This window comes from Sutcliffiella sp. NPDC057660, assembly GCF_042800035.1.
Lineage (GTDB): Bacteria > Bacillota > Bacilli > Bacillales > Bacillaceae_I > Sutcliffiella_A.
In genome coordinates this window covers 122353-148718 of record NZ_JBHVHV010000014.1, presented here as the reverse complement: position 1 = coordinate 148718, position 26366 = coordinate 122353, and the positions used below count along the sequence as shown (strand labels likewise).

Sequence of the window (26366 nt, the reverse complement as noted above, 5' to 3'; positions counted from 1 at the left end):
ACACCCGTTCCCATACCGAACACGGAAGTTAAGCTCTTCAGCGCCAATGGTAGTTGGGGGCTGTCCCCCTGTGAGAGTAGGACGTTGCCAGGCTAGAATCGTTCCACCATAGCTCAGCGGTAGAGCATTCGGCTGTTAACCGAAGGGTCGTAGGTTCGAATCCTACTGGTGGAGCCATGCTTCCATAGCTCAGTAGGTAGAGCACTTCCATGGTAAGGAAGAGGTCACCGGTTCGAATCCGGTTGGAAGCTTAGAGAATATTATATAGGCCCGTTGGTCAAGCGGTTAAGACACCGCCCTTTCACGGCGGTAACACGGGTTCGAATCCCGTACGGGTCACTTAAGTTTTTTCGCGCCAGCGAAAATAACTTTCCATACAATGGAGGATTAGCTCAGCTGGGAGAGCATCTGCCTTACAAGCAGAGGGTCGGCGGTTCGATCCCGTCATCCTCCACCAAGATTTTTTCACGTAGTGAAAATAATCAACCATTTTTTTGCGTAGTGAAAATAATTTCATATCCCTTGGAGGGGTAGCGAAGTGGCTAAACGCGGCGGACTGTAAATCCGCTCCTTCGGGTTCGGCAGTTCGAATCTGCCCCCCTCCACCATTTAACTTCGAAATGTAGATTCCGAAGTTTTTGTTTGAAAAGCAGTATAAACTTTCATGTATTAGAGATAATAATTGAAGTTAGGAAATACTCTTTTCGGGTAATGACTACATAGAAGGCATTTTATTATGAAATGCAACTTCATCATTGGGCTATAGCCAAGTGGTAAGGCATCGCACTTTGACTGCGACATGCGTTGGTTCAAATCCAGCTAGCCCAGCCAACGTGCCATTAGCTCAGTCGGTAGAGCATCTGACTTTTAATCAGAGGGTCGAAGGTTCGAGTCCTTCATGGCACATATATTTTTACCAGATGCAGAAGTATTCCTGATACTTCTGTTTGTTTTAGGGGCCTTAGCTCAGCTGGGAGAGCGCCTGCTTTGCACGCAGGAGGTCAGCGGTTCGATCCCGCTAGGCTCCACCAATCTTCAATAGAATACATACCATAATTCAAACCTTAGACTCCTTAGCGCGTCTAAGGTTTTTTGTATTGGTTCTATTCGTAAAGATGGTTGCTTTATAAATATGGCTAGGCTAAAGAAATGATGTCAACATTAAACTCCCTGTTGGTCTCCGTTCCGGGCGTTCGCTTATCCATGGCGGCCTCGGGAGCCTCCTCGGTGCTTCGCACCTGCGGGGTCTCCCTTGACACGCTGCTCCCGCAGGAGTCTCACGCCCTGCACTCCAACCAACAGGGGTGGCTTAAAGCAATAAATTTGCCTTACTAAAGTAAAAAATTGCATTTTATCTCAATTATTCTTTTCAAAAGCGACTTTAATTTGTTTTAAGACTCTCCCTTATAGCAAATGATTTTAAAAAACTGAGTTGATTGTAGCGGCATTTATCTAAATAGCGGCAATGAATGGGAAAATAGTCTTTGTATTGCTATCCACTGAAAAAACAAACAATTCTAAACTGCATATATATTCAAATTTGTGTCGAGTTGAGTCATAGACCCTTTTCACTATACAATAAATGTAATAGGGAAAAGGGAGGACACTGTTCATGAAAAAGAATATCAGTATTATTGGGGTGCCTATGGACTTAGGGCAAACACGTCGTGGAGTGGATATGGGTCCTAGTGCCATTCGTTACGCAGGAATAGTGGAAAGATTGGAACAGATTAACCTTGAAATTGAAGATTTAGGGGATATAGAGATTGGATCTAGAGAAAGAACGTCTTCGGGTGAAAGTAACCTAAAGAATTTGAAAGCTGTTGCTGAGGCAAGTGAAACGCTTGCTTCAAGAGTGGACGAAGTCGTCAAACAAGGGAAGTTTCCATTGGTATTAGGGGGCGACCACAGTATTGCGATTGGGACGATTGCGGGACTTGCAAAGAATTATTCGAACATGGGAGTCATCTGGTACGATGCCCATGGCGATCTGAATACAGGGGAGACCTCTCCCTCCGGTAATATTCATGGAATGCCACTTGCGGTCAGCCTAGGTTTGGGAGACCCGGCTTTGACCGGGATCGGCGGTATTGCAACGAAGCTGAAGCCGGAAAATATCGTGATCATTGGTGCTCGTTCTCTGGATGAAGGGGAAAAGGTACTGATTAAGGAAAAAGGAATAAAAGTGTTTACCATGCATGAGATAGATCGTATGGGGATGACGGCTGTCATGGAAGAAGCGATTTCCTACCTAAAGGATAAAACGGATGGAGTGCATCTTTCCCTGGATCTAGACGGCCTGGATCCCCATGATGCACCTGGTGTAGGAACACCTGTGATGGGGGGGATTTCCTATCGTGAGAGCCATTTGGCGATGGAAATGCTAGAAGAGGCAAATATCTTAACCTCTGCAGAGTTTGTGGAAGTGAACCCGATCCTTGATGAACGGAATAAAACAGCGTCTGTGGCAGTTGCCTTAATGGGTTCTCTTTTTGGTGAAAAGCTTCTTTAGAAAAAAATAAGCCAGCAACGTTAATTCGTTGCTGGCTTTCGGTTTATTTGCAGGTACAAGTATTGATTGATCAGGGAATCAAGCGAGGTGCTTGCATCTATTACTTCCTTGGATTGAAGATGATTGGTGGAGGAAAGACGAATCATTTCTTCTCTTTTTCTTTCAATGGCTTCTTTTAAGTGGACTGCTGCTTGGATGGACATTGGAAAGTCACCTCTCTTAATGGGCTGGTAACAGTAATTTTAGTAAATAATACCCTGATTTATCCTTTTTGAAACATTTTTAGTTATTTTTTGTTAAAATATAATTATAGAAATAATGAAACCTTTTTTAGGCTAGGCTCGTAGATAGAGACGACCGCCAGACAACGGGGGAACGGAATGGAAGAACTTATAAAAAAGAGAATCAAGCAGATAAAAAAAGGCGATCAGGATGCGTTTGGTGAAATTGTGGAGATTTTTAAGGACAAGATTTTTCAGCTTGTCTATCGGATGACCGGGAATGCGCACGAGGCGGAGGATGTTGCGCAGGAGGCGTTTATCCGGGCATATATCAATATCAACAGTTATGATACAAACCGAAAATTTTCCACATGGCTATATCGGATCGCAACTAATTTAACGATTGATCGTATTCGCAAGAAAAAGCCAGACTATTATTTAGATGCGGAAGTGGCAGGAACAGAAGGGCTGACGATGTATTCCCAGGTAGCAGCCGACATTGCACTGCCCGAGGAAGAAGTGGAAAGCATGGAGTTGCAAAGTGAAATCCAAAAGCAGATATTGAAGCTTCCCGATAAATATCGTTCCGTCATCGTCCTGAAGTATATTGATGAGCTCTCCTTGATTGAGATCAGCGAGATACTTGAAATACCTGTTGGGACTGTAAAAACACGAATACACAGAGGGCGAGAAGCACTGAGGCAGCAATTGCGCCATGTTTAATTCTGGAGGTGTAAAAGAAAATGAAGAAATGTCCGGAACAAATCGTCCAGTATATGCATGAGTATTTAGATGGTGATCTAGAGAAAGACCGAGAACAGGAGCTAAAAAACCACCTTCAAGAATGTCAGAATTGTTATCAGCAATTTCATGAATTGGAGAAGGCGATCGCACTTGTACAAAGCACCTCTCATATAACAGCACCTAATGATTTCACGCAGAGAGTGATGAACAGTTTACCGAAAGAGAAGAAAAGAATTGGAATGAACCGCTGGATGAGAACGCATCCGGTTTTTGTGGCAGCGGCCATCTTTTTTGTACTAATGGCTGGGAGTATGTTCGGCGGCTGGCAGGAGGATATATTGTCCTTCACCAATCAGTCCGGATTGGTCGTAGAGGATAATACAGTGGTCGTGCCTAAAGGTGAGATCGTCGAGGGGGATGTCGTGGTTAAAAACGGCAACCTCCGTGTCGAAGGAGAAGTGAACGGAAATGTCACAGTCATCAATGGCGAGAATTATCTGGCTTCCGCTGGACAGGTAACAGGTGAAATCGAAGAAATCAACCAAGTCTTTGAATGGATCTGGTTTACCATGAAGGACGGGTTTAAAGAGGTTGTCGGAGTTTTTACAAAGTAAAGGGAAGATGCTTGAGTAATCAAGCATCTTTTTTGCATGTTTTCTGGTTATATTAACTATATGAGTTCAAAAAGGAGGATAAAAAGAGCAAAGAAGTTCGAGGAAGCGAAGTCTCGAGCACCGCAGCGTATGATTTGGATACGTGAGGAGCGGAGAGGCAAGCTGACGAAGAAATTCGAATCTATTTTTACCGGACTTTTTGAACATCCTCTATAATTGAATTTATGCTATAATAACATAGTTACGGTTTCGTACTAGATACATAAATCTCGTACTGACAAAGGAAGTGATAGGATGCCTTTTGAAATACCTTTTGGAGATATACCATATTTAGGATATTTAGCGAATGTGATTGATATATTATTGGTCTGGTTTGTGATTTACAAACTCATCATGGTGATACGCGGAACAAAGGCAGTCCAACTTTTGAAGGGGATTACGGTCATTGTCGTTGTCAGGATCATCAGCAGCTTTTTTGGGCTGAGCACCTTGCAGTGGCTGATGGACCAGGCGCTGACCTGGGGGTTTCTGGCGGTCATCATCATCTTCCAGCCGGAGCTGCGTCGTGCCCTTGAACAATTGGGGCGTGGGAAATTGTTCTCAAGAAGCGGAATTCCGGATGAGGAAGAGCATGCCAAGATGGTGGAGGCTGTCGTAAAATCGGTGCAGTATATGGCAAAACGCCGTATCGGAGCACTTATCACCATCGAACGGGAAACAGGAATGGGCGATTACATAGAAACAGGGATACCTTTGAAAGCAAAGGTATCATCCGAGCTTCTGATCAACATCTTCATTCCGAATACGCCTCTGCATGATGGAGCGGTCATTCTGCAGAAGAATCAGGTTGCTGCGGCAGCTTGTTATCTACCTCTATCCGAGAGTCCATTTATTTCCAAGGAGCTTGGGACAAGACATAGAGCGGCACTAGGAATCAGTGAAGTGACAGATAGTGTCACCATTATCGTATCAGAAGAAACAGGTGCAATTTCCGTGACGAAAAACGGAGAACTGCACCGAGATTTAGAGCCGGAAATCTTCAGCGACCTGTTGATGAAGGAAATGGATACAAGCATTAAAACAACTTCCTCAACACGTTGGCAATGGAGGGTGAAGAAGGATGGATAGATTTATCAGCAATCGATGGATCATGAAGATAATTGCTCTTGCTTTGGCTTTCATGCTATATATGTCAGTGAACATTGATACAACATCCACCCAGCAGCGGAATAATACTGCTTCCCCTTTCCCGAGTTCACCAAATGTTGATGTGGAAACTGTGACCGATGTTCCGGTAGAGGCCTATTATGATCGGGATAACCTCGTAGTAAGCGGGCTTCCGCAAAGTGTAGCCGTGACACTGGAAGGTCCGACCGGTACGGTGAAACCGACTGCACTGCAAAAGGATTTTGAGGTGTATCTGGATTTGAACGACCTGGAACTCGGAACACACCAGGTGCCATTACAATGGAGAAATATTTCGGAAAAGCTGGATGTGAAAGTGGAGCCTGGATTTGCTACCGTTACCATCCAGGAGAAGGTAACCGAGGATTTCCCTGTTGAAGTCGATTTTATTAACAGAGGGCAAATTGAAGAAGGCTACCAACCGGAACAGCCGATTGTGAAACCGAACATCGTGAAGGTGACGGGATCACGTGAATTGATTGACAGCATCGCGCTGGTGAAGGCAAGAGTTGACCTGAAGGGCGTCAATGAGTCAATCAACCAGCAATCAAAAGTGACGGTATACGACAGCGAAGGGAATACCTTGAATGTGGAGGTCGAGCCGGCTGTCGTGGACGTTAATGTTCCGATTACCAGTCCTTTTAAAGCGGTGCCCTTGAAAATAAACCGTAAAGGCTCGCTGAAGGAAAATCTGAGCATCACCAAGGTGGAAGCCGTACCGGGTGAAGTGACTGTCTACGGTCCTAAAGGTGTGATTGATGGGTTGGAGTACATTGATAATATTGACCTTGATCTTACCAAAATTACGGAAAGCACCACCATTGAAGTTGATGTTCCTGTACCGGACGGCGTAAAGCGTGTGGTACCGGAAAAAATCAACATTAAGGTAGAGGTAGAAAAGGAAGAACAGAAAACGTTCACCAATGTACCTATTGAATATATTGGATTACCGGAAAATATGGAGCTTGAAATGGTAGACCCTGAGAGTGGTCTGATGGACTTGACAGTCCGTGGTGCCCCAAGTGTGCTTGAAGGCTTGGAAAGCTCGGATATGGAAATGTACATTAATGTGACAGACCTTGGAGAAGGGGAGCATGAGGTGCCTCTTGAAATTAATGGTCCGCAAAATGTTTCCTGGGACCTGCCAAAGCGAAATGTGAAAATTAGATTAGTAGAAACTATAGAGTAGGAAAAAGGAGCGATTTACTTATGGGTAAGTATTTTGGAACGGATGGAGTGCGTGGGGTTGCCAACTCGGAACTGACACCTGAACTGGCATTTAGATTGGGACGCTTTGGAGGTTATGTTCTGACAAAAGATCATTCCCGTCCAAAAGTATTAATAGGCCGCGATACACGCATTTCCGGTCATATGCTAGAAGGAGCGCTAGTTGCAGGACTATTGTCCATCGGTGCGGAAGTCATGCGCCTCGGCGTCATTTCCACCCCAGGTGTTGCACATCTGACAAAAGCATTGGGAGCACAGGCAGGTGTCATGATCTCCGCCTCCCACAATCCGGTACAGGACAACGGGATTAAATTCTTCGGTCCGGACGGCTTTAAATTATCCGATGATCAGGAAGCGGAAATCGAAGCACTCCTTGATGAGGCAACGGACAATCTTCCTCGTCCTGTAGGGTCAGATCTTGGACAAGTGAATGATTATTTCGAAGGTGGCCAAAAGTACCTTCAATTCCTGAAACAATCAGTAGATGAGGATTTCTCTGGCATACATATCGTACTGGACTGTGCGCATGGTGCAACATCCTCCCACGCAACCCACCTATTTGCAGACCTGGAAGCGGACATCTCCACCATGGGATCCTCTCCAAACGGATTGAATATCAATGACGGTGTCGGATCCACTCATCCGGAGACGCTTGCTGAATTGGTAGTGGAAAAAGGTGCGGATATCGGTCTTGCATTTGATGGAGATGGCGACCGTATCATTGCTGTGGATGAGAAAGGTCAGATCGTCGATGGCGACCAGATCATGTTCATCTGTGCAAAATACTTAAGCGAACAAGGACGCCTGCGTCATAACACGGTTGTGTCAACGGTAATGAGTAATCTTGGCTTCTACAAAGCGCTTGAAGCAGCTGGTGTGGAGACAAAGCAGACGGCAGTCGGGGACCGCTATGTAGTGGAAGAGATGAAAAAAGGCAACTACTTACTTGGTGGGGAGCAATCCGGACATATCATCTTCCTTGACTACAACACAACAGGTGACGGCATGCTGACAGGACTTCAGCTTGTAAATATCATGAAGCTGACAAAGAAGAGCCTATCCGAGCTTGCAGCTGAGATGACGAAATTCCCGCAGCTTCTTGTTAACGTAAAAGTGTCAGACAAGCACCATGTAACGGAAAATGAGAAAGTGGCAGCTGTGATTGCGGAAGTCGAGGCGGAAATGGAAGGTAACGGCCGTATTCTTGTTCGCCCTTCCGGTACGGAGCCGTTGGTTCGTGTCATGGCAGAAGCACCGACACAAGAGCTTTGCAACGAGTACGTAGAGCGGATTGTTGCGGTTGTCCGTGCAGAAATGGGCATCGAATAATATAGACGAGTAACGCGAAAGATATGCATACATCGCACGTAAAACGCGGTGTGTGCATATCTTTTATTATAATTGCTTCTATTAATTGGAAGATAATTAACATAATGATTGACGGACTGGCCAAAGGAAGGTAAGATATTATTTGTTGTTACTAAAGAAGGGAAAGGAGCGTAGCGGAAATTTTTTACCAAAAGCGCCTGAACTAAGCGACGAACGGGTATAGAATGCTTAGTTGACGAGGTGGAGGTTTATCGATCTATCGGCGGATGCCTCCCGGTTGCCAATCACAACCGATTAGTGACAGGTTTAAAGCATAAAGGCAACTTTATGTACAAAGACTTGTACTATGATTGAAAAATAATAAGGCTCTTTTCAAAAAGATTGTTGCTTTCGTCCGTAAAAAATCGGCTTTTGGATTTTTTACAGCATTTCTCCCCTTAACATTCAAAGAAAAATATCTGTTAAATGGGAAAAGAGCACGAAACATGGTTTATTACGTGTTTATATTTGATACGTAAAAAGCAACAATGTATGCGAAACAGCCAATAATAATGCAAAAAGGTAATGTGGGGACAGGGCAGTCCCCTTACTATGGTGTGCTTTCCTGTCCCTGCTACTTTAGGGAGGAAATCAAATTATGTGCGGAATCGTAGGTTATATTGGAACACAAGATACAAAGGAAATTCTTTTAAAAGGCTTGGAGAAGCTGGAGTACCGTGGCTATGACTCAGCTGGTATTGCTGTCATGAACGAAAATGGCGTACACGTATTCAAAGAAAAAGGCCGTATTGCCGACCTTCGTGAAGTAGTGGACGCGAGTGTAGCAGCAACAGTTGGAATCGGTCACACACGCTGGGCGACTCATGGTGTGCCAAGCAAAGTCAATGCACATCCACACCAAAGCACTTCTGGCCGTTTTACACTTGTGCATAACGGAGTCATCGAGAACTATGCAATCCTTAAACGCGAATACCTTCAGGATGTGGAACTTGTTTCCGAAACAGATACAGAAGTAGTCGTTCAGATCATCGAGAAGTTTGCAAACGAAGGACAGCATATCGAGGTTGCCCTGCGCAACACACTTGCTATCCTGAAAGGTTCTTATGCGATTGCATTAGTGGACAATGAAGATCCGGAAACGATCTATGTTGGGAAAAACAAGAGCCCATTACTAGTTGGTGTAGGAAAAGGCGACTTTAACGTAGTAGCAAGTGACGCAATGGCGATGATTCAGGTAACGGACCAATTCGTTGAACTGATGGACAAAGAAATGGTAATCGTACGCAAAGAAGCGGTTACGATCAAGAAGTTGAACGGTGAAATCGTAGAGCGCGCTCCATACACAGCAGAATTGGATGCAAGTGATATTGAAAAAGGCACATACCCACATTACATGTTAAAAGAAATCGATGAGCAGCCATTGGTAATGCGTAAAATCATCCAAAAATACCAGGATGAGAACGGTACATTAACGATTGATGCCGACATCGTCAAAGCAGTGAACAAGTCAGACCGCATTTACATCGTAGCAGCAGGAACAAGCTACCATGCAGGTCTTGTTGGGGCACAAATGATTGAAAAGCTTGCTAAAATACCTGTTGAAGTGCATGTAGCAAGTGAATTCAACTACAACATGCCAATCCTATCCGAAAGACCGCTATTCATCTTCATTTCTCAAAGTGGAGAAACAGCGGACAGCCGTGCAGTACTTGTACAGGTAAAAGAACTAGGATATCCGGCATTAACAATCACAAACGTACAAGGCTCCACGCTTTCCCGTGAAGCAGACTTTACGTTACTATTACATGCAGGTCCGGAAATTGCGGTAGCTTCCACAAAAGCTTACACAGCCCAAATCGCTGTAATGTCGATCTTCGCTGCAGTACTTGCAGAGTCCAAAGGCTACAACCTTGAGTTTGACCTAGTCCAAGACCTTGGAATCGTGGCAAACGCGATGGAAGTACTTTGTGACCAGAAAGAAGAACTTGAAGACATTGCACGCAAATTCTTATCTACAACAAGAAACTGCTTCTTCATCGGCCGTACTATGGACTACTATGTTGGCCTTGAAGGTGCATTGAAACTAAAAGAGATCTCCTACATCCAAGCGGAAGGCTTCGCTGGAGGAGAACTGAAGCACGGAACCATCGCCCTAATCGAAGAAGGTACACCAGTTATCGCAATCTCTACTCAAGAACACGTAGACCTATCCATACGCGGTAACGTCAAAGAGGTAGTAGCACGCGGTGCCAACCCTTGTATCATCTCCATGAAAGGCATGGAAACAGAAGAAGACAGCTTCGTTGTACCAACAGTAAACGAACTGCTATCTCCATTGGTATCTGTTATTCCGTTGCAATTGATTTCTTACTACGCGGCTCTTCACAGAGATTGTGATGTTGATAAGCCACGTAACCTTGCGAAGAGTGTTACGGTAGAATAATAATCAAAAAAGACTCAACCAATTTTGTAAAACCAAAATAAAGTTTGATGTATTGGAATAAAGTCTGCATAAGAAGAATAAAGTTTGCACAAGGTCTCGTGTGTATATCCAAAGTATGGGTATATTCACGGGGCTTTTTATTTTAAACAGTGGTCGAATCGATGTGTTCGTGAGGATCAAGGTTCCCCCTTACGGGTTGGGTAAGTCCTTCATTAACACAGCACAGGGGACGCTCCTGTATGTCTCTGAATGAGGAGCGCTGAAAAAGGGGAAGCACGCCCATTAACGCGTACTAGTCCCAAGCAAAGCCCTATCCCGTAGAAAATATAAATAGGTATAGTAACGTGGTAAGTCAGGGGATGACGGTGGTACAGGGGAAACCGTAAGGTATAGTAGAGTGCTCATCTTTCAATGGAAGCCTACGTCCAGCAACGAATAACACGACCTTAGTAAGTTCCTCGCCCATAAAAAAATAAATAAATAAATAATTAGGTATCGGTCAAGAGGTAAGTATGGGAATGGCGGTGGTACAGGGGAAACCGTAAGGTATAGTAGTGTGCTTCATCTTTCAAGGTAACCCCCCGTCCGGCAACATGTAATAAACCCCAAGCAGTGTTCTCGCCCCCTAAAAATAAATAAATATATATAAATAATTATGTATGGGTAACGTGGTAAGTATGGAATTTACGGTGGTATAGGAGAAACCGTAAGGTACTATATATGAGAGATTAGACTATCGAATTGGAAAGGTATCTTCGATACCCCCTTTATTGGCAAAGTGCGAATATCATTACTGAAATACCTATATTAGCACCTATCCATCGTATAAATCGGTGCACCCCATCCCCACATACAGAAGGACTCCTCCATACGCAGCATATACTCTACCCTAATAAACGGCCTACCTTCTCTTAACCCATAGTCCAATACACTATTCCACTAATATCATCAATTTCAGCAAATATAAACAATACAATTGCATAGATACTCCATCCGAAGGCATGAATCGGATATGGTACAGGAGGCACCGTAAGGTGCCTTTGTTAGTTTTAGGATACTCAATTCATTTGGTGTTCGCCCGGTATCGCTAAGCAAACTTTATTCTCATATTACTAATTTTCTGTGTTCATTTTCGGCTGAAAGTGGGCAAATCTTTGAGCAAACTTTATTCTCAAAGAAAAATTGGGAAAATGCCATTGAGGTCAGATGTATCAAGGGATTTACCCAATAACTTATTTCTGCAAACTTTATTCTCATTTAACATAGTTACAAAAATTTATTTACAGTAAATATTTCAGTTAAGAGAAGAATGAGAATAATGTTTTCTTAAACTCATAAAAAAGATTGCTCAAGATATTGAATGCGTCTAACCGGCCCGTTAGAATCGAGTTACTAAAAATTCACAAGAGTACGAGATCCCAATTGCAGTAGAGGAAGTGAAGTATGACTAAACGTAATCAATCTTGGAATGAGAATAAATATAATCGGTTTGTTAAAGAAGGACGGGGAAAGGGAGCAGGTAAGGAATATAAACCATGGTTGACTATTCAGGATTTCCCTTCTATGGGGAGAGTATCACGAATACTAGGTTGGAAGAGTGGTAGAGTACATCATTTATTTTCAGATTTGCAGGCTCGCTACTTTTATATGCTGGAGTGGGAAGATACAGTTGTTGACATTCGAGAACATTATCCGCTATTGGACCTTGAAGAAACTATTCAACATAAATCAGATTTAAATTTCAAACTATTTACTGATAAAGATAGTGGATATCCTTATACACTAAGCACTAATTTCCTAATAACGATAAACAGAGCAGACGGAGTTAATTTGCATCTAGCAAGAAGCATAAAAATGGCAGCAGAACTTGAGAAGAAAAAGACATTAGAAAGATTAGAGATTGAACGCCGATATTGGACAGAAAAGGGAATAGATTGGGGAATTGTTACTCAAAAAGAAATTTCTAATGTGCTTGCAAAAAATATTGAATGGGTTCATTCCTGCTTATATTCATATTCTGATAGAGGTTTTACACAGGATGAACTGATTTATTTAGGCAATGTTTTAATAGAAAGATTAGAAGATGCCAAGCATTCAATTAGAAAGATTACTGCTGACTTTGATAAGGAGTTTAATTACGATTCAGGAACAGCGCTGTTTGTGTTTAAGTTTTTAATTGCTTCCAAACAGATTGGGGTAGATATGACTAATCAAATTGACGTAAATTTATCCAATCCAATAATTGAAGTAAAGCCACGAATTACGCATGAGGAGGTAAAAAGAAAATGCTTGTAGTTAATAATCTCATCTCCTTTACTGATTCAGAAAACGAGAAAGTAGTTGAAAGGGTGTTGTGGCTTAATAAAGCACATGATTATGGATATTTTTTTAATATTCATAACACCTCTTTGCCCTATGAAAGAAATATTTCAGATGTGGAAGAAGGGCTTAACAAGGGCAGCATAATTCTTGTTGAAAAAGATCCTTACAGTCGACATATTAATGAAAATGATATTCCTGAAAAACATCTATCCTTACGTGACAATGCTTGGGAAGTCATACGGGATATCGTGAATTTGGAACCTTTTGTTTACAACTCAGCAGAAAGAAGAAAATTAATATTAAAAAAGTGTGAAGCCCACAATATTCACGAAAGCACTGTTATTCGCTATTTAAAGAAGTATTGGCAACGTGGTAAAACCAAAAACACTCTTTTACCTGACTATTATCTTTGTGGGGGTAAAGGTAAGGAAAAGAAGGCTAGTGAACTAAAAAGAGGTAGGCCAAGAAAACATGGACAGATAACAGGCGAAGGTATAAATATTGATGAAAATATAAAGAAAATATTTATGTCTGCAATAAACAAGCATTATTACTCCTCTACTGAAAAATCTTTAACACTTACCTATGAACTAATGTTAAAAGAGCATTTTAGCATAGATAGTAAGGTGAAAGGAAAAACAGAAATACCGTTAATAAAATCTTATGGAGAGTTACCATCAATAAATCAATTTAGGTATTGGTTTGAAAAAGAAAGAGACATAAAAAAGGAGATAAGTAACAGAAAAGGTCGGAAAAATTATGACCAAAATCATAGAGCAATTATAGGTGAATCAACAACAGAAGCATTTGGCCCCGGTGCAGTTTATCAGATTGATGCAACAGTAGGTGATTTGTACTTATTATCAAGATTTAATCGTGACTGGATAATTGGACGACCCGTAATTTATTCAGTAATGGATGTTTATAGCAGAATGATAGTCGGTCTTTATATTGGATTAGAAGGTCCATCTTGGGCGGGTGCAATGATGGCTTTGGCCAATGCTGCTTCTGATAAAGTTAGTTTTTGTCAGGACTTCGGAATTGAGATTGAAAAACATGAGTGGCCAGTTGCACATCTTCCAGAATCGATTTTGGCTGACCGAGGGGAATTAGAGGGAAGTAAAGTGGAGCCCCTAATTAATAACTTCGGAATAAAAGTTTTAAATACACCCTCCTACAGGGCTGATTTAAAAGGAATAATTGAACAACATTTTAGAGTGACCAATTCAAGAACAAAGGCTTTTCTGCCGGGTGCGGTTAAGCCTGTTAAAGAACGTGGGGATCGTGATTACCGATTGGAAGCACAATTGGATATTTACCAGTTTACTCAAGTGATTATTAAATGTACTTTATACCATAATAATCAACATTATCTTACGAACTATCAACGTGAAGAAATGGTGGTGGAGGATGGGATAGCCCCTATTCCAATAAAACTCTGGGAATGGGGGATAAACAACAAATCAGGAAAGTTACGTCACGTTTCAGAGGATATTGTTAAACTCAATCTTATGCCTACTGGTAAGGCTACAGTGACTGCAAAGGGAATTGCATTTAAAGGATTGCTATATGGGTCAAAACAGTCATTAAAGGAAAGATGGTTTGAAAAAGCACGGAACAGAGGCACTTGGAAAATTGAAATAAGTTATGATCCAAGAAATATGGATTATTTATATTTACGAGATGAAGATGGTTTGGGATTTGATAAATGTTTTTTATTGGAACATCAACAACGGTATAAGGGAAAAATAGTTGAAGAAATTAATTATTTACTAGAATTCGAGAAACAAACAGCGAAGCAACACAAGGAGAAAACAATACAGTCAAAAGTTGATTTAAACACTGAAATCGAGGAGATTGTAAAACAGGCTAAAATGGAAACATCTCAAAAACAAACGGATGTAATTAGTAAAAGGAGCAGAATAGGTAGCATTCGGGATAACCGTGCTGTTGAAAAAATGATTCAACGTGAAGAAGAGGCCTTTGAATTAAAAAAAGTTAATATAAAAAACTCTGAAGTTGTTCCTTTTTATCAGTCTGAAAGTCAAGAATTTATGGGGGATACAGGGATTGATTTATTGAAGAGAAAGCAGAAGGAGGCTTTAAATAAAAAAGATGAATAAAGTTATCATTCCAAATGGCAGTGATGCTGTTATTGCTGAATACGGGGAACAGGTTATTGAGGAATATAGTGGGAATCCTTTCATTGAAGCACTTCCTTCTATACTCTCTATAGAGGAAGCCATTGAAAAAATGGCTATATATGCAGAATACAACTCAAAAGAAAGAATGCTAGATAAACATTATCGCATTCATTTGGTACAAAGATTATTCCAATGCTTTCAGCCGTTATGGATTCACTTGGATTTGGAAAGTAGAATTTCCAGAGTAATTCGTCAGGGATACTTGGCAAGAAATCCCTTTCGAGCCGGGTATGCACAGGGCTTGCAGGAAGGACATCGAAACATCAAAGGATTGCAAGGTGAATTAAGTAATAACAGTGTTTTTAGAACAACTGCAGCAGGTTTTACGATAATCGGTGTAAGTGGTATGGGGAAAACAACGGCTATAAATAGAATTTTGTCCTTATACCCTCAAGTTATTGTTCACAAAGACTATAACGGAATAAATTTCAGTATGTATCAACTTGCATGGCTTAAACTCGATTGTCCTTTTGATTCTTCCTTGAGAGGACTAGCCTTGGAATTTTTCCGTAAGGTAGACGATTTGTTGGGAACAGAGTATCACAAAAAATTTGGGCTTGGTAGAAAAACAATAAATGATATGTTAGTGATTATGTCTCAAATAGCGAGAAACACGGGGCTGGGTGTTTTAGTTATAGACGAGATTCAACATTTAAGCAAAGCCAAAAGTGGTGGGGATCAAAAAATGCTGAATTTTTTTGTGACATTAGTCAATACAATTGGAGTTCCAGTTATCTTAGTAGGAACACCTGCCGGCTTGTCTATTTTGCAAAGTGAATTTAGACAGGCAAGACGGGGAAGTGGTCAAGGAGATATGATTTGGGATAGATTAAAAAACAATCAAAACTGGGAGTTATTGATTAATGCACTTTGGGGTTATCAGTGGACAAAAAAGCAGATTCCTTTAACAGATGATTTTAAAGATACTTTATATGAGGAAAGCCAAGGTATTATTGATATTGCTGTAAAACTTTACGCTATGAGTCAAATTGAGGCAATTATGACAGGTAAGGAAGAAATAACACCCGAAACAATTAGGCAGGTGGCTAATAAGCATCTACAACTAGTAAAACCAATGATTCAGGCTTTAAAATCGGGCAACCTAAGTAAGATTGCAAAGTTTGAGGATATCAGTACAGTGGACTTAGATTTTTTAGGATTTATGGAAAGAGAAAGGACTTCTATCGATTTGCAAATGAAGATTGAGGCCATGAAAAGGACGCAAATGAAGAAAGAACAGGAAATGAGGATATCCAAAAAAGATAAAGTAATCTTGAAATTGATAGAATTAGATTTTGAGCCGAGAGAGGTACAAAGGGTTATAGAGGAAATTATTGAGGACCAAGGAAATTTAGATATAAATGAACTGGTTGTGAAAGCCATTCAGCGTATATCCGCTATAAATAAACCAAAGAAGAAGCAAAGGGAAGTTTCTGAAGAGAATGATATAAGAATGTTAGTGATTGAAGGACGGAAGGAAAACAGGACAGCCTACGAGGTGCTTGGGGATAATGGTCATATCAAAGGTCATGACAGTGATTTTGGCCAGACAGGATAAAATTAAATGATAACCTTTTTCCCTGTACCTTATAAAGACGAGTTATTGTACAGCGTTTTGGCAAGATATCATATTCGGAGTGGAAACGTCAGTATTAAAGCCACACAACAGGATATATACGGAACTGATAGTATTACCGCAATAATGGACTTGCCTTCTCATATTAACCGTTTAATGGATAATCTTCCTCTGGGAAATCACTATACACCCGATTATTTAATCACTAATCATACTCTGTATCCATTCTATGCTGCTTTCCTGCCTTCTGAACATGCTTCTACAGTTAAAGAATCTATGATTGGTGATAATGGAGGCAGTATTTATAATAGGATTGGTTTAATGGCAAGTTCAGTTAAATTTAATCAGTACTTTAAATTTTGCCCTAAATGCGCTGATGAAGAGATGAGTAATCTTGGGGAATTGTATTGGCATAGAATACATCAAATTCCGGGGGTTCTTGTTTGTCCAGAGCATAACACTCCGCTTTATGATAGCCAAGCCCCTGTTAGGGGTTATAACAAACATGATTATAGATTAGCCGCTCCCGAATCTTGTAAAATATGTACATCAGAAAAAAATTACTCTGATAAAATCATGGAAAAGGCAATCAATATAACAGAAGATATTAAATTCCTGTTAAGTAATATGGTGGAAAGTAAGTCGTTGGATTGGTTTAAAGAGCAGTATTTAAGTAGGCTAAAAGAACTTGGTTTTGCAAATGTAAACGGTAGGATAAGAAAGAATGAATTGCTTTGTGCCTTTTTAGATTTTTATGGTCATGGATTATTAGAAAATATGCAATCTGAAATCAATAATAATAACAATTGGCTGAATGATATGCTACGTAGAAACAATAAAACTACCCACCCCATAAGACATCTTTTATTTATGCAGTTCCTTGGAATTTCCGTTTCAGATCTTTTTAATAAAAAAATAGACTATAAACCTTTTGGAGAGAAGCCATGGCCATGTTTGAATCCTGCTGCTAGTCATTATATGAAATCTGTAATAACCGACATAGAACTAAAGTATGGAACCGATAGTAAAAGTCCCATAGGGAAATTTAAGTGCGATTGCGGTTATATTTACCTCAGAACAGGACCAGATCACATGGAAAGAGACAGATACCAAAAAACAAAGATTAAGCAATTTGGACCTATATGGGAAGACAAACTAAAACAACTCACTAACCTAAGATTCAGTTTGAGGGAAACTGCAAGGCAATTGGGAGTAGACCCAGCCACTGTCAAAAAATATGCAAAGAAATTATTAGGTTTACAAACATATTGGGTGAAGAAAAGTAAAATAGTAGAGAAAAATATAATTACCGTTAAGCAAAATTCTCCTGTAGAGAAGATAGAAAGATACAGAGGAGAATGGCTTAATATAAGAAAACAGTATCCGCACAGCAGTAAAACAGAATTACGCCATCTTAACAATAGAGTGTTTACGTGGTTGTACCGAAACGATACGAATTGGTTGAATCGAAACTCTCCTAAATTAAAATCAACGGTCAATTATAATAATAGGGTTGACTGGAAGCGTCGGGATGAGGAAGTTTACGAATATGTAAAGGGTGCTGTCGATGACATATTATCCATCGGAAAGCCTTTACGTATTACTATTAGTTCAGTAGGTAGTAGAATTGGAATGAGACCATTATTGGAAAAACATCTTGATAAACTGCCAATGACTAAAGCGTTTTTGAATGAGAAAACTGAGAGTATAAAGGACTTTCAAATTAGAAGGTTACAATGGGCAGTACAAGAGTTAAAAGAAGACGGACAGATTTTGACCTTATGGAGAGTTTACCGAAAGGCTGGAATAAGGGGAAATTTCCAGAAAGAACTACAGGAAGAGACAATAAAATTAATTAGTGAAAATTATTGTATGTAACCTCAATAATTATTATTTGCCTCACATAATATTGTAAGTATAACCGTAACGAAAAATGGCAGGGATGGGATTTCCCACCCTGCTTTTAACCTATTTACCTATTGCATTGTCATTATATCACCCAAAAATGAAGGGGAAATAGGTTCTTAAATCAAAGTTAATGGATTCCCTATATGATTGTATAGCATCATTCAAAAACAATTTAAATTTCCCTATGGTGGTGTAAATAAATAAGTTAATAAGTACTTTCTTCTAACCTTTTTAATGCCTTCTCATATGCTGCGTTTCTTTCTTTTTCCTCCCAATCAAGCCTTTGAAGTATTCGTTGCCAATATATATTACCCTCATCTGCATAAGACTTAGCAGTCTCCCTCCATAAGTAAGCCTCAGCCTCTTCAAGGACAATGTAGTGTCTACTATAAATTTTAAAGTGAGGCATACCATCTTCTTTGATTAAACTATAAATTGTAGAAGGACTTGTCCGAAAATGGTCTGCTGCTTCTTTTATTGTAAGGACAGTTCTTCCGTAATAACTTTCCTTGTCCTTTTTTGCATAGTTTTTAATTTCATTTGAAAAACACGCTAATTCTTCTCTAATTATTTTTCGTAGTATTTCATCAATCATTTTGGGTTCCTCCTTTGATTTATGAAATTTATCGATCTCAGACTGAACAGTTTTTACATCCCAAGTTTTATCTGGATCAGTCCAACCAACCGTTCTATAATTATCAATTGTTTCTTTAATTTCCTCTTCGTCCAGAACTATCCGAGATTTTATTTTTCGATGAGGCATTGCTCTTGATAATGTCAATTGTCGTACAACGGAAGAGCCAATACCAGTCATTGCGGAAACTTCCTTAATAGTTAAATATTTTTTTGATGAATAATGTTGTTTCTTGTAAAGATTAATTACAGAAGTAGATATTTCCTCTTTAATGATAGTCCCCAAAAGGTACTCAAATGAAGAAATATTTAACTGGTTGCCCATTTATATACCTCCTTCTTTTAGATATTTTTCCATATTAAATCACCAATTTTTAGGCTTCCACTACTGTTTGCATCTAAAATTACCTCGAAATTATGCTTCTTATAAAAGTGAATCAACCTATCTATATGATCACTATCAACACTGGATATCCAGCCAGTGATATTTATATTTCTTTTCTTTGCAATTTCAATAAGGGTGCTAAGCAGTATGCTTCCATAACCATTATTAGACAGATATTCCTCTATTTCAATATCGGCTAAGGAGATATCAGTAAATTCATCATTAAAAAATGCTTTTAAAACTGGATCGGGGTAGAGAATCCCTTTTTTAGTAATGACTCGAATTCCAAGAAAAATTATCGTTTCGTCCTCCTTGGGAGTTTCATAGAAATGTCTATATAGTATTAAATTGTGATCTTGTTTTTGAAGTCCAGAAATTATTTCAAACCCTTTGTTTAATAAAATTTCACTTTGGTATTTTATCTCAAATTCTATATTGTTTTTCCTCTTTAAGGGTGATACTTTAGTTCGACTAAATATTTGATCAAAAATATTCATCAGCAACCTCCTAAATTATTTTATTTTACGAAAGTACGTTCGTGTTATTTGGATATTATTATATATTTTATGGTACAATTTAACTACAGAATTTTACAAATTTTTTTATAAGGGGGAGATTAGAGTGGCTCTATTTTCAAGAAGAGACTTAATTAATAAGGCAAACTCAGTAATTCAGAAAAGTTACTACACTAAATCGGCTTCAACTATATTAAATGAAAGTTACAAAGCCTATAGTCCATTTAAAACATACGATATCTTTCTTTCGCATAGTTACCAAGATGCAGAGGTGATCTTAGGATTAAAGAATACTTTAGAGGAAAGAGGATATGAGGTATATGTTGATTGGATAGAAGACAAGCAACTAAGCAGGGGAAATGTAAATGTACAGACGGCAAATCAGATAAGAAACAGAATGAGAACTTGTAGAAGTTTATTTTTTGCTACTTCTGATAATTCTTCTGATTCAAAGTGGATGCCTTGGGAATTAGGATATTATGATGGGTTTAGAGGAAAAGTAGCAATACTGCCTATTAATAATTCATCCTACCAGAAGGACTCTTTTGAAGGGCAAGAATATTTAGGGTTATATAACTATGTTATTGATAACCATGGCTTTTTATATATTAAATATCTAAATGGGCCAATTAAGAGTTTTAAAGAATGGGTATCCGAATAAAAGGGAGGAACTGTCTTGTTATTTAGTAGAGAAATTAATAACTTTATAGAAGAATATGTAATTGCATTAAAGGAAGGAAATGCTGCTATTTTTGCAGGTGCAGGTTTATCTATCCCATCTGGTGTTGTTAATTGGAAGGAACTATTAAGACGCCCTGCTTCAAGACTAGGACTTGACGTTAATAAAGAAAGTGACTTAGTATCCTTAGCACAATATATCTATAACGATTCCAAAACTAAAACACCATTGACTGAATTAATAAATAATCATTTTAGTCAAACGGGAAGAATAAGCCGCAATCATGAAGTCCTTGCAGAATTACCTATTCGAACATTTTGGACAACTAATTATGACAAACTAATAGAACAAGCCTTAATCCAAGCAGGGAAAAAACCAGATGTGAAAAAACGAGTAAATGATTTGGCTATGATTAAAAGTAAAAGAGATGCAATTGTTTACAAAATGCACGGTGACGCGGAAGTAGCAGATGAGGCAGTTTTAATTAAAAACGATTTTGAGTTATATGAGAAAAATAACCAAATGTTCACTATCGCTTTGAAAGGGGATCTTGTTTCTAAGACCTTTTTGTTTATTGGTTTTAGTTTTGAAGACCCGAATCTAGAACATATCTTAAGTCGAATAAAAATATTATTAGATGATCATGCTCGAACCCACTATTATTTTATAAAAGAAGTGCTTGAAGAGGATTATCCGGATAATCCAGAGGGAAAAGAGCAATTTCAATACAATAAAATTAAACAAGAATTAAAATGTGCTGATTTAGAACGATATTCTATTAAACCACTTATGGTAAAAAAATATGAAGACATTACTACAATATTGGAAGTTATTACTGAAAGATATAATAGAAATAATGTACTTATATCTGGAAGTGCAGAAGAATTTAGCGACTATACAGTTTCAGGTATAGGGCCAGAAGATTTTATTCATAAACTAAGTAAAACATTAAACCAAAAGGAATTTAAGGTTGCCACTGGCTTTGGTTTGGGTGTAGGTAGTGCTGTAATAAATGGTGTATTAGAAGGAATGGAGCAAGTAGGAACACGAAACATAAATGAACATTTAATAATGAGACCGTTCCCACAATATGCAACAAACGGTATGGACATAAGCCAATTATGGGAAAAATACCGACAACAACTCCTTAGTGAATGTGGGATAGCCATATTTATGTTTGGAAACAAAATTATTAAAAAACAAGGGCAAGAAGAAGGGGCAGAAGTTGTACAAGCAAATGGTGTTATAAGAGAATTTGATATTGCTGTAGATAAAAATGTGAAAGTGATCCCGATTGGCGTAACAGGGTACGCAAGTCGAAAGTTATGGGAACAGGTAATAAACGATTTTGATAGATATTATCCTGAGTTTCCAAATTTAAAAGATAAGTTTATTAAACTAGGTGAAGACGGTATCGATTTTAATCAATTAATTAAAATAGTCACAGATATAGTTATTGAAGTTAGAGGAGGAGAATAATGGCTAGAAAAACATTTTTCAGTTTTCATTTTGAAAGGGACTCTTGGAGAGCAGGGCAAGTAAGAAATAGTGGTCTTTTTAAGGGAGATAAGGCAGGATTTATTGATAAAGCAGATTGGGAAGAGGTTAAAAGAAAAGGTGATCAGGCAATAAAAAATTGGATTGATAAGCAATTAGAAGGTACAAGTACAACTGTTGTACTTATTGGGAGTGAAACATCCGAAAGAAAGTATGTTGGCTATGAGATTGAACAAAGTGCGAAAAGAGGAAATGGGCTATTAGGTGTATATATTCATCGTGTTAAAGATGTCAACGGTAGTACGGACACGAAGGGAAAGAACCCCTTTGATAATTGGTATTATGAACGAGACGGAAAAAAAGTATATTTCTCAGAAATATTTCCTACTTATGATTGGGTAAACGATAACGGACGTGAAAATTTAGGTAATTGGATTGAGAAAGCCGCTAAAAAGGCCGGAAAATAATAAATAAAACCTAGTCAATAATGAATAATTACATGACTAGGTTTTATTATATTCATTTATACACAAGGTTATAGAAAATGTGGATAAATATCATTTTATTTATTTGAAGTAATTCTTATCATGATTTAATAAAGTAATACCAGCAAACACGTATCTTGCTTTAATATCTTTATTATCCCAATCTGTAGGCATGACCCTTCGTGAAAGTAATTTATGTTCTTGTGTAGTCACGGTTGCAGTCCATAGATATTGACTAATAATGTCATTAACGAATTCTTCAGTTAGGCTTCCCTCAATGGCTTTTTGTTCACAGATATCTTGGATGTATTTCTTTTTCGGAATCAAATGCTCATATTCAAGCCCATTAACACTATTATTTTTTAAAATTTCTAATGCGGCAGGTGTAACAAAATCAGTAGAATACCTCTTATCATTCCATTTTTTAGGTAAGTCTTTAGTGGCTATATGAATGTGTAAATTAGCGAGAAATTTACCTTTTCCTTCATGGATACCCTTCATATAGAGATGATCATGATAAGGAAGGCTGCAAAGGAATTGATAATACCTGTTTGCCAAAATATTAATAATAAATTGTCTGTTTATTTCCATAACCCTTCTCCTTTTCAACAAATATCCTATTATGATAATTATATATTTTTAAGTTTATATATGGCTAAATATTTGTTGATTTAAAAAAGGTATTACCCTTTTGCTATTGAACATCATCTTGAATATTAAGTAGCGAAAGAGGGATAGCCATGAACAAAAGAAATGAAACAGAACTTTTCAATATTAATGAAAATGTGGTTTTTGCTAAGCAAGACGAATATGTTGTTGCAGTTATCAAAATGAAATCATCCAGTGAAAACAAAACTAATTTGGCTCTAATAATTCCCGAACAAGGTCGTATATCTAACCAGAAGAGAATTTTATTGAAAAAGTTAAAGGGATTTTTAAAGCAATTATGAAATTACATGTTTCGATATTATCTAATATGACAGCCAAAAAATGAACTATTTACCATTGAAAACAGAGCGATTTATACAAAATATTTTAATAAGTCTAGGTAAGGAAATTTTTCCTTACCTCTTTTTTTATCTGTTTTGACACCCACTAAAATATGTCAGTAAAGCATCTCGGATTTATGATAAAATAGGAAAATAGTTAGAAGTTTTTTTGTTGATTTTTAGGAGGAAAAACCATGAAGGTACAAGCAGATATAGATTTTCAGAAAGACTTATTTGATGCAGCAAATAAAATGCGTGGGAGTGTGGCTCCTAGTGACTATAAGAACTATGTTTTACCCTTAATCTTTTTACGTTACTTATCTAACAAATATGAACTACGTCGTAAAACACTTGAGCAAATGGTTACTGATCCGACAAGTGACTGGTATGCCGAAGATGTTGAAACACAATCATTAATAATTGAAGACCGTGACCAGTACATGTCAGAAAATGTTTTTTTTGTACCTGAAGATGCTCGTTGGTCTTATATTATGCAGCAAGCAAAACAACCAAATATAAAAGAAATTATTGACAATGCAATGAAACGTATCGAAGATGAGAACCCAGAACTTGAGGGTATGCTGCCACGTATTTATCAAGGTTCAAATATTTCAGTAGAAAACGTGGCTGGTTTAATAGAAATCTTTTCGCGTGATGCATTTAGTGCAAATAATCGAGGAAGTGTCGATGTACTAGGCCGTACATATGAATATTTTATTGGTTCCTTTGCATCATCCGAAGGCAATCGTGGCGGAGAATTCTTTACACCTTCAAGTATCGTTGAATTACTTGTAGCGATGCTTGAGCCAATTCAAGGAAAGGTGTTTGATCCTGCATGTGGTTCGGGAGGAATGTTTATTCAAAGTGAAGAGTACGCTCCAAGAAAACGTGCACTATCATTTTATGGTCAAGAGAATGTAACAACAAACGTTCGTCTGGGGAAAATGAACGTTTTACTTCATGGAATGAATGCAGATATTCGCTTAGGTGATTCGTTATTAAATGACCAATTTCCAGATTTAAAAGCAGATTATGTAATAGCAAATCCACCATTTAACCAGAAGGACTGGGGAGCAGAGAGAATTGCAAAAAAAGATCCGCGTTTAATAGGACCAATAACAAACAGTAATGCAAATTATATGTGGATACAGCACTTTCTTTTTCATTTGAACGAAAAAGGTACGGCAGGTTTTGTTATGGCAAACGGTGCAATGACTACAAACCAAAAGGAAGAAAAGGAGGTTAGACAAAAATTAATAGAAGAAGGTTACATTGACTGTATTGTCCAACTTCCAGAAAAATTGTTTTTTACGACAGGAATTCCATGTTGTTTATTTTTAATTAGTAAAAACAGGGATGGGAAAAATGGTTTTAGACAACGAAAAGATGAAATTTTATTTATTGATGCCCGTAAAATGGGAAACCTAGTAAGTCGAAAGCAAAAGGCATTGTCCCAAGAAGAAATTAATAAAATTGCATCAGTCTATCATGATTATAAATATGGTGAAAAGTACGAGGATGTTGCTGGATTTTGTAAAGTAGCAAGTATCGAGGAAGTAAAGAAGGTTGATTATAAATTGTCTTCTGGTATTTTTGTTGGAACAGAAGTAAGTGAAAATGACGATGCTCCTTTTGAAGAAAAAATGGAAGAATTAACCCAAAGGCTTTTAAATCACTTTGAAGAATCAAATCGACTCCAAGAAAAAATAAAGAAAGACTTGGAGGGCTTGTTTTGAAATCCCAATTTACAAAATTTCGTCTAGGTGATATTGCAGAAGTACAAACTGGCCCTTTTGGAAGTCAACTACACCAGAAGGATTACGTTGAAAAAGGAACTCCAATTATTACTGTCGAGCATTTAGGTGACAATCGAATTATTCATAATAATATGCCTAAGGTCTCAGAAGAAGATAAAGAAAGATTATCAAAGTATCAAATATTTGAAGGAGATATTGTATTTAGTCGTGTAGGTTCAGTTGATAGAAGAGCATACGTAACAAAAAAAGAGGATGGTTGGTTATTTTCGGGACGTTGCCTTAGAGTCAGAGTAAAGGACAGTAGAGTTTCATCACTATATCTTTCTTATTATTTCGGATTAGAATCTTTCAAGGAATATATTAGAAGAATAGCGGTTGGTGCAACGATGCCGTCAATTAATACTCAAATATTAAAAGATATTGAAATCCAACTACCTTCAATTGAATATCAATTAAAGGTGGCAGATAATTTATTTTCTATAGATGAAATGATAGAAAATAACAAAGAAATAAACAAAACACTAGAAGTAATGGTACATTCATTATATAAACATTACTTTGTAAATTTCGGGCCATTCAAAGACGGGAATTTTATCGATTCAGAACAAGGTGAAATTCCAGAAGGATGGAAAATTGTTTCGAATAAAGATGTGTTCGAATTTGCATATGGAAAGGCATTAAGAAAAAAGGATAGAGTCCTTGGCAATGTGCCTGTAATAGGCTCAGGTGGTCAAGTTGATTGGCATGATACACCTATTGTAAAAGGTCCATCAATTGTTGTTGGAAGAAAAGGAAATGCAGGTACAATCACTTGGGTTGATGAAGATTATTATCCTATAGATACAACTTTTTATATTAATAATAATCTAATCAGCATTTATTATCTGTATTTCGCTTTGCATCAACAACACTTGGAAGATAAAGGGACAGATTCAGCAGTTCCGGGTTTGAACAGAGAGGTTGCTTATAGCCAGAAATTAATTTTACCACCAGACTCGGTTGTTCAAGAGTTTGAAAATAAAGTTAAAGCCTTATTTGATAAGATTGCTGCTAACAATCGAGAAAACTATTCTTTAATTGAAACAAGGAATTATCTTCTTCAACACCTTTTATTAGAAGAGGGAACAAGTGAATCCTAATA

21 protein-coding genes, 8 tRNA genes and 1 rRNA gene are annotated in these 26366 nt (G+C 38.2%); 26 read left to right on the top strand and 4 right to left on the bottom strand.

Translation table 11 applies throughout. The annotated features are described in order from the left end of the window. The 10 genes from rrf to rocF form a co-directional block, all read left to right on the top strand. Positions 1–93 (top strand): 5S ribosomal RNA (gene rrf / locus ACFVAD_RS17320); the annotation flags it as partial. Positions 94–102: 9 nt separating this feature from the next. Further along, positions 103–177, top strand: a tRNA-Asn gene (locus ACFVAD_RS17315). Between the two features lies 1 nt (position 178). Beyond that, positions 179–251, top strand: a tRNA-Thr gene (locus ACFVAD_RS17310). A 16-nt stretch (positions 252–267) separates the two neighbouring features. After that, positions 268–339 (top strand) — tRNA-Glu (locus tag ACFVAD_RS17305). A gap of 42 nt (positions 340–381) precedes the next feature. After that, positions 382–457: transfer RNA gene (locus ACFVAD_RS17300), tRNA-Val, on the top strand. A gap of 67 nt (positions 458–524) precedes the next feature. After that, positions 525–608: transfer RNA gene (locus ACFVAD_RS17295), tRNA-Tyr, on the top strand. Positions 609–756: 148 nt separating this feature from the next. Continuing rightward, a tRNA-Gln gene (locus ACFVAD_RS17290) sits at positions 757–831 on the top strand. Between the two features lie 2 nt (positions 832–833). Beyond that, positions 834–906 (top strand) — tRNA-Lys (locus ACFVAD_RS17285). Between the two features lie 49 nt (positions 907–955). Further along, positions 956–1031: transfer RNA gene (locus tag ACFVAD_RS17280), tRNA-Ala, on the top strand. A 581-nt stretch (positions 1032–1612) separates the two neighbouring features. Next, positions 1613–2512 (top strand): arginase, encoded by a 900-nt coding sequence (rocF, locus tag ACFVAD_RS17275; RefSeq protein ID WP_386642784.1) that lies wholly within the window; start codon positions 1613–1615, stop codon positions 2510–2512. 20 nt (positions 2513–2532) lie between these two features. Here rocF and ACFVAD_RS17270 read toward each other — a convergent pair whose 3' ends face one another. Further along, positions 2533–2715, bottom strand: a complete 183-nt coding sequence (locus ACFVAD_RS17270; protein ID WP_386642781.1) for an aspartyl-phosphate phosphatase Spo0E family protein — start codon at positions 2713–2715, stop codon at positions 2533–2535. 177 nt (positions 2716–2892) lie between these two features. Between ACFVAD_RS17270 and sigW the strand changes: the two genes are divergently transcribed. The 10 genes from sigW (at position 2893) to ACFVAD_RS17220 (ending at position 18255) form a co-directional block, all read left to right on the top strand. Then, the gene (sigW, locus tag ACFVAD_RS17265; protein WP_386642778.1) at positions 2893–3456 is read left to right on the top strand and encodes an RNA polymerase sigma factor SigW; all 564 of its coding nucleotides are present in this window, start codon (positions 2893–2895) and stop codon (positions 3454–3456) included. A gap of 20 nt (positions 3457–3476) precedes the next feature. Next, on the top strand, positions 3477–4091 hold the full coding sequence (locus ACFVAD_RS17260) for an anti-sigma factor family protein (protein ID WP_386642775.1): 615 nt from the start codon (positions 3477–3479) through the stop codon (positions 4089–4091). Positions 4092–4397: 306 nt separating this feature from the next. Further along, positions 4398–5219 carry a diadenylate cyclase CdaA gene (cdaA, locus tag ACFVAD_RS17255; protein WP_386642789.1) on the top strand — a complete coding sequence of 274 codons (822 nt, stop codon included), beginning with the start codon at positions 4398–4400 and terminating at the stop codon, positions 5217–5219. Beyond that, positions 5212–6465, top strand: coding sequence for a CdaR family protein (locus ACFVAD_RS17250; protein WP_386642772.1), 1254 nt, complete (start codon positions 5212–5214; stop codon positions 6463–6465). The genes cdaA and ACFVAD_RS17250 overlap by 8 nt, the downstream gene beginning before the upstream one ends. Positions 6466–6485: 20 nt before the next feature. Then, the gene (gene glmM / locus ACFVAD_RS17245) at positions 6486–7832 is read left to right on the top strand and encodes a phosphoglucosamine mutase (protein WP_386642769.1); all 1347 of its coding nucleotides are present in this window, start codon (positions 6486–6488) and stop codon (positions 7830–7832) included. A gap of 637 nt (positions 7833–8469) precedes the next feature. Next, positions 8470–10275, top strand: a complete 1806-nt coding sequence (gene glmS, locus ACFVAD_RS17240; protein ID WP_386642766.1) for a glutamine--fructose-6-phosphate transaminase (isomerizing) — start codon at positions 8470–8472, stop codon at positions 10273–10275. Between the two features lie 1443 nt (positions 10276–11718). Continuing rightward, positions 11719–12570 carry a TnsA endonuclease C-terminal domain-containing protein gene (locus tag ACFVAD_RS17235; RefSeq protein ID WP_386642763.1) on the top strand — a complete coding sequence of 284 codons (852 nt, stop codon included), beginning with the start codon at positions 11719–11721 and terminating at the stop codon, positions 12568–12570. Then, positions 12561–14720 carry a Mu transposase C-terminal domain-containing protein gene (locus ACFVAD_RS17230; RefSeq protein WP_386642760.1) on the top strand — a complete coding sequence of 720 codons (2160 nt, stop codon included), beginning with the start codon at positions 12561–12563 and terminating at the stop codon, positions 14718–14720. Before ACFVAD_RS17235 ends, ACFVAD_RS17230 begins: the two co-directional genes overlap by 10 nt. Next, entirely contained in the window at positions 14713–16359 is a 1647-nt protein-coding gene (locus ACFVAD_RS17225) for an ATP-binding protein (RefSeq protein WP_386642757.1), read from the top strand. Before ACFVAD_RS17230 ends, ACFVAD_RS17225 begins: the two co-directional genes overlap by 8 nt. Positions 16360–16365: 6 nt before the next feature. Continuing rightward, positions 16366–18255 carry a TnsD family Tn7-like transposition protein gene (locus tag ACFVAD_RS17220; RefSeq protein WP_386642754.1) on the top strand — a complete coding sequence of 630 codons (1890 nt, stop codon included), beginning with the start codon at positions 16366–16368 and terminating at the stop codon, positions 18253–18255. Positions 18256–18490: 235 nt separating this feature from the next. Here ACFVAD_RS17220 and ACFVAD_RS17215 read toward each other — a convergent pair whose 3' ends face one another. Continuing rightward, a complete protein-coding gene (locus tag ACFVAD_RS17215) occupies positions 18491–19243 on the bottom strand; it encodes a helix-turn-helix domain-containing protein (RefSeq protein ID WP_386642751.1) in 753 nt (250 codons plus the stop codon). Positions 19244–19260: 17 nt separating this feature from the next. Beyond that, a complete protein-coding gene (locus ACFVAD_RS17210) occupies positions 19261–19800 on the bottom strand; it encodes a GNAT family N-acetyltransferase (protein WP_386642748.1) in 540 nt (179 codons plus the stop codon). Positions 19801–19924: 124 nt separating this feature from the next. On the opposite strand from ACFVAD_RS17210, the gene ACFVAD_RS17205 reads away from it, so the two are divergent. The 3 genes from ACFVAD_RS17205 to ACFVAD_RS17195 are packed head-to-tail and all read left to right on the top strand — an operon-like array spanning position 19925 to position 22461. Beyond that, positions 19925–20479: a toll/interleukin-1 receptor domain-containing protein gene (locus ACFVAD_RS17205; RefSeq protein ID WP_386642745.1), complete on the top strand. Its 555-nt coding sequence runs from the start codon at positions 19925–19927 to the stop codon at positions 20477–20479. Positions 20480–20494: 15 nt separating this feature from the next. Continuing rightward, entirely contained in the window at positions 20495–21976 is a 1482-nt protein-coding gene (locus tag ACFVAD_RS17200; protein WP_386642742.1) for an SIR2 family protein, read from the top strand. After that, a complete protein-coding gene (locus tag ACFVAD_RS17195) occupies positions 21976–22461 on the top strand; it encodes a TIR domain-containing protein (protein ID WP_386642739.1) in 486 nt (161 codons plus the stop codon). Before ACFVAD_RS17200 ends, ACFVAD_RS17195 begins: the two co-directional genes overlap by 1 nt. Positions 22462–22560: 99 nt before the next feature. Here ACFVAD_RS17195 and ACFVAD_RS17190 read toward each other — a convergent pair whose 3' ends face one another. Beyond that, positions 22561–23070 (bottom strand): hypothetical protein, encoded by a 510-nt coding sequence (locus ACFVAD_RS17190; protein ID WP_386642736.1) that lies wholly within the window; start codon positions 23068–23070, stop codon positions 22561–22563. Between the two features lie 149 nt (positions 23071–23219). On the opposite strand from ACFVAD_RS17190, the gene ACFVAD_RS17185 reads away from it, so the two are divergent. From ACFVAD_RS17185 to ACFVAD_RS17175, 3 genes are all read left to right on the top strand, one after another. Beyond that, positions 23220–23429: a hypothetical protein gene (locus ACFVAD_RS17185; RefSeq protein WP_386642733.1), complete on the top strand. Its 210-nt coding sequence runs from the start codon at positions 23220–23222 to the stop codon at positions 23427–23429. A 233-nt stretch (positions 23430–23662) separates the two neighbouring features. Then, the gene (locus ACFVAD_RS17180; RefSeq protein ID WP_386642730.1) at positions 23663–25204 is read left to right on the top strand and encodes a type I restriction-modification system subunit M; all 1542 of its coding nucleotides are present in this window, start codon (positions 23663–23665) and stop codon (positions 25202–25204) included. After that, complete coding sequence (locus tag ACFVAD_RS17175; protein WP_386642727.1) at positions 25201–26364, top strand: restriction endonuclease subunit S; 1164 nt, start codon at positions 25201–25203, stop codon at positions 26362–26364. Before ACFVAD_RS17180 ends, ACFVAD_RS17175 begins: the two co-directional genes overlap by 4 nt. Positions 26365–26366 lie beyond the last annotated feature (2 nt).

Bases quoted from the DNA above. Each gene is read 5' to 3' on its own strand.
- rocF (WP_386642784.1), top strand. From the start codon at position 1,613: ATGAAAAAGAATATCAGTATTATTGGGGTGCCTATGGACTTAGGGCAA.
- ACFVAD_RS17270 (WP_386642781.1), bottom strand. From the start codon at position 2,715: ATGTCCATCCAAGCAGCAGTCCACTTAAAAGAAGCCATTGAAAGAAAA.
- sigW (WP_386642778.1), top strand. From the start codon at position 2,893: ATGGAAGAACTTATAAAAAAGAGAATCAAGCAGATAAAAAAAGGCGAT.
- ACFVAD_RS17260 (WP_386642775.1), top strand. From the start codon at position 3,477: ATGAAGAAATGTCCGGAACAAATCGTCCAGTATATGCATGAGTATTTA.
- ACFVAD_RS17250 (WP_386642772.1), top strand. From the start codon at position 5,212: ATGGATAGATTTATCAGCAATCGATGGATCATGAAGATAATTGCTCTT.
- glmM (WP_386642769.1), top strand. From the start codon at position 6,486: ATGGGTAAGTATTTTGGAACGGATGGAGTGCGTGGGGTTGCCAACTCG.
- glmS (WP_386642766.1), top strand. From the start codon at position 8,470: ATGTGCGGAATCGTAGGTTATATTGGAACACAAGATACAAAGGAAATT.
- ACFVAD_RS17235 (WP_386642763.1), top strand. From the start codon at position 11,719: ATGACTAAACGTAATCAATCTTGGAATGAGAATAAATATAATCGGTTT.
- ACFVAD_RS17230 (WP_386642760.1), top strand. From the start codon at position 12,561: ATGCTTGTAGTTAATAATCTCATCTCCTTTACTGATTCAGAAAACGAG.
- ACFVAD_RS17225 (WP_386642757.1), top strand. From the start codon at position 14,713: ATGAATAAAGTTATCATTCCAAATGGCAGTGATGCTGTTATTGCTGAA.
- ACFVAD_RS17220 (WP_386642754.1), top strand. From the start codon at position 16,366: ATGATAACCTTTTTCCCTGTACCTTATAAAGACGAGTTATTGTACAGC.
- ACFVAD_RS17215 (WP_386642751.1), bottom strand. From the start codon at position 19,243: ATGGGCAACCAGTTAAATATTTCTTCATTTGAGTACCTTTTGGGGACT.
- ACFVAD_RS17210 (WP_386642748.1), bottom strand. From the start codon at position 19,800: ATGAATATTTTTGATCAAATATTTAGTCGAACTAAAGTATCACCCTTA.
- ACFVAD_RS17195 (WP_386642739.1), top strand. From the start codon at position 21,976: ATGGCTAGAAAAACATTTTTCAGTTTTCATTTTGAAAGGGACTCTTGG.
- ACFVAD_RS17190 (WP_386642736.1), bottom strand. From the start codon at position 23,070: ATGGAAATAAACAGACAATTTATTATTAATATTTTGGCAAACAGGTAT.
- ACFVAD_RS17185 (WP_386642733.1), top strand. From the start codon at position 23,220: ATGAACAAAAGAAATGAAACAGAACTTTTCAATATTAATGAAAATGTG.
- ACFVAD_RS17180 (WP_386642730.1), top strand. From the start codon at position 23,663: ATGAAGGTACAAGCAGATATAGATTTTCAGAAAGACTTATTTGATGCA.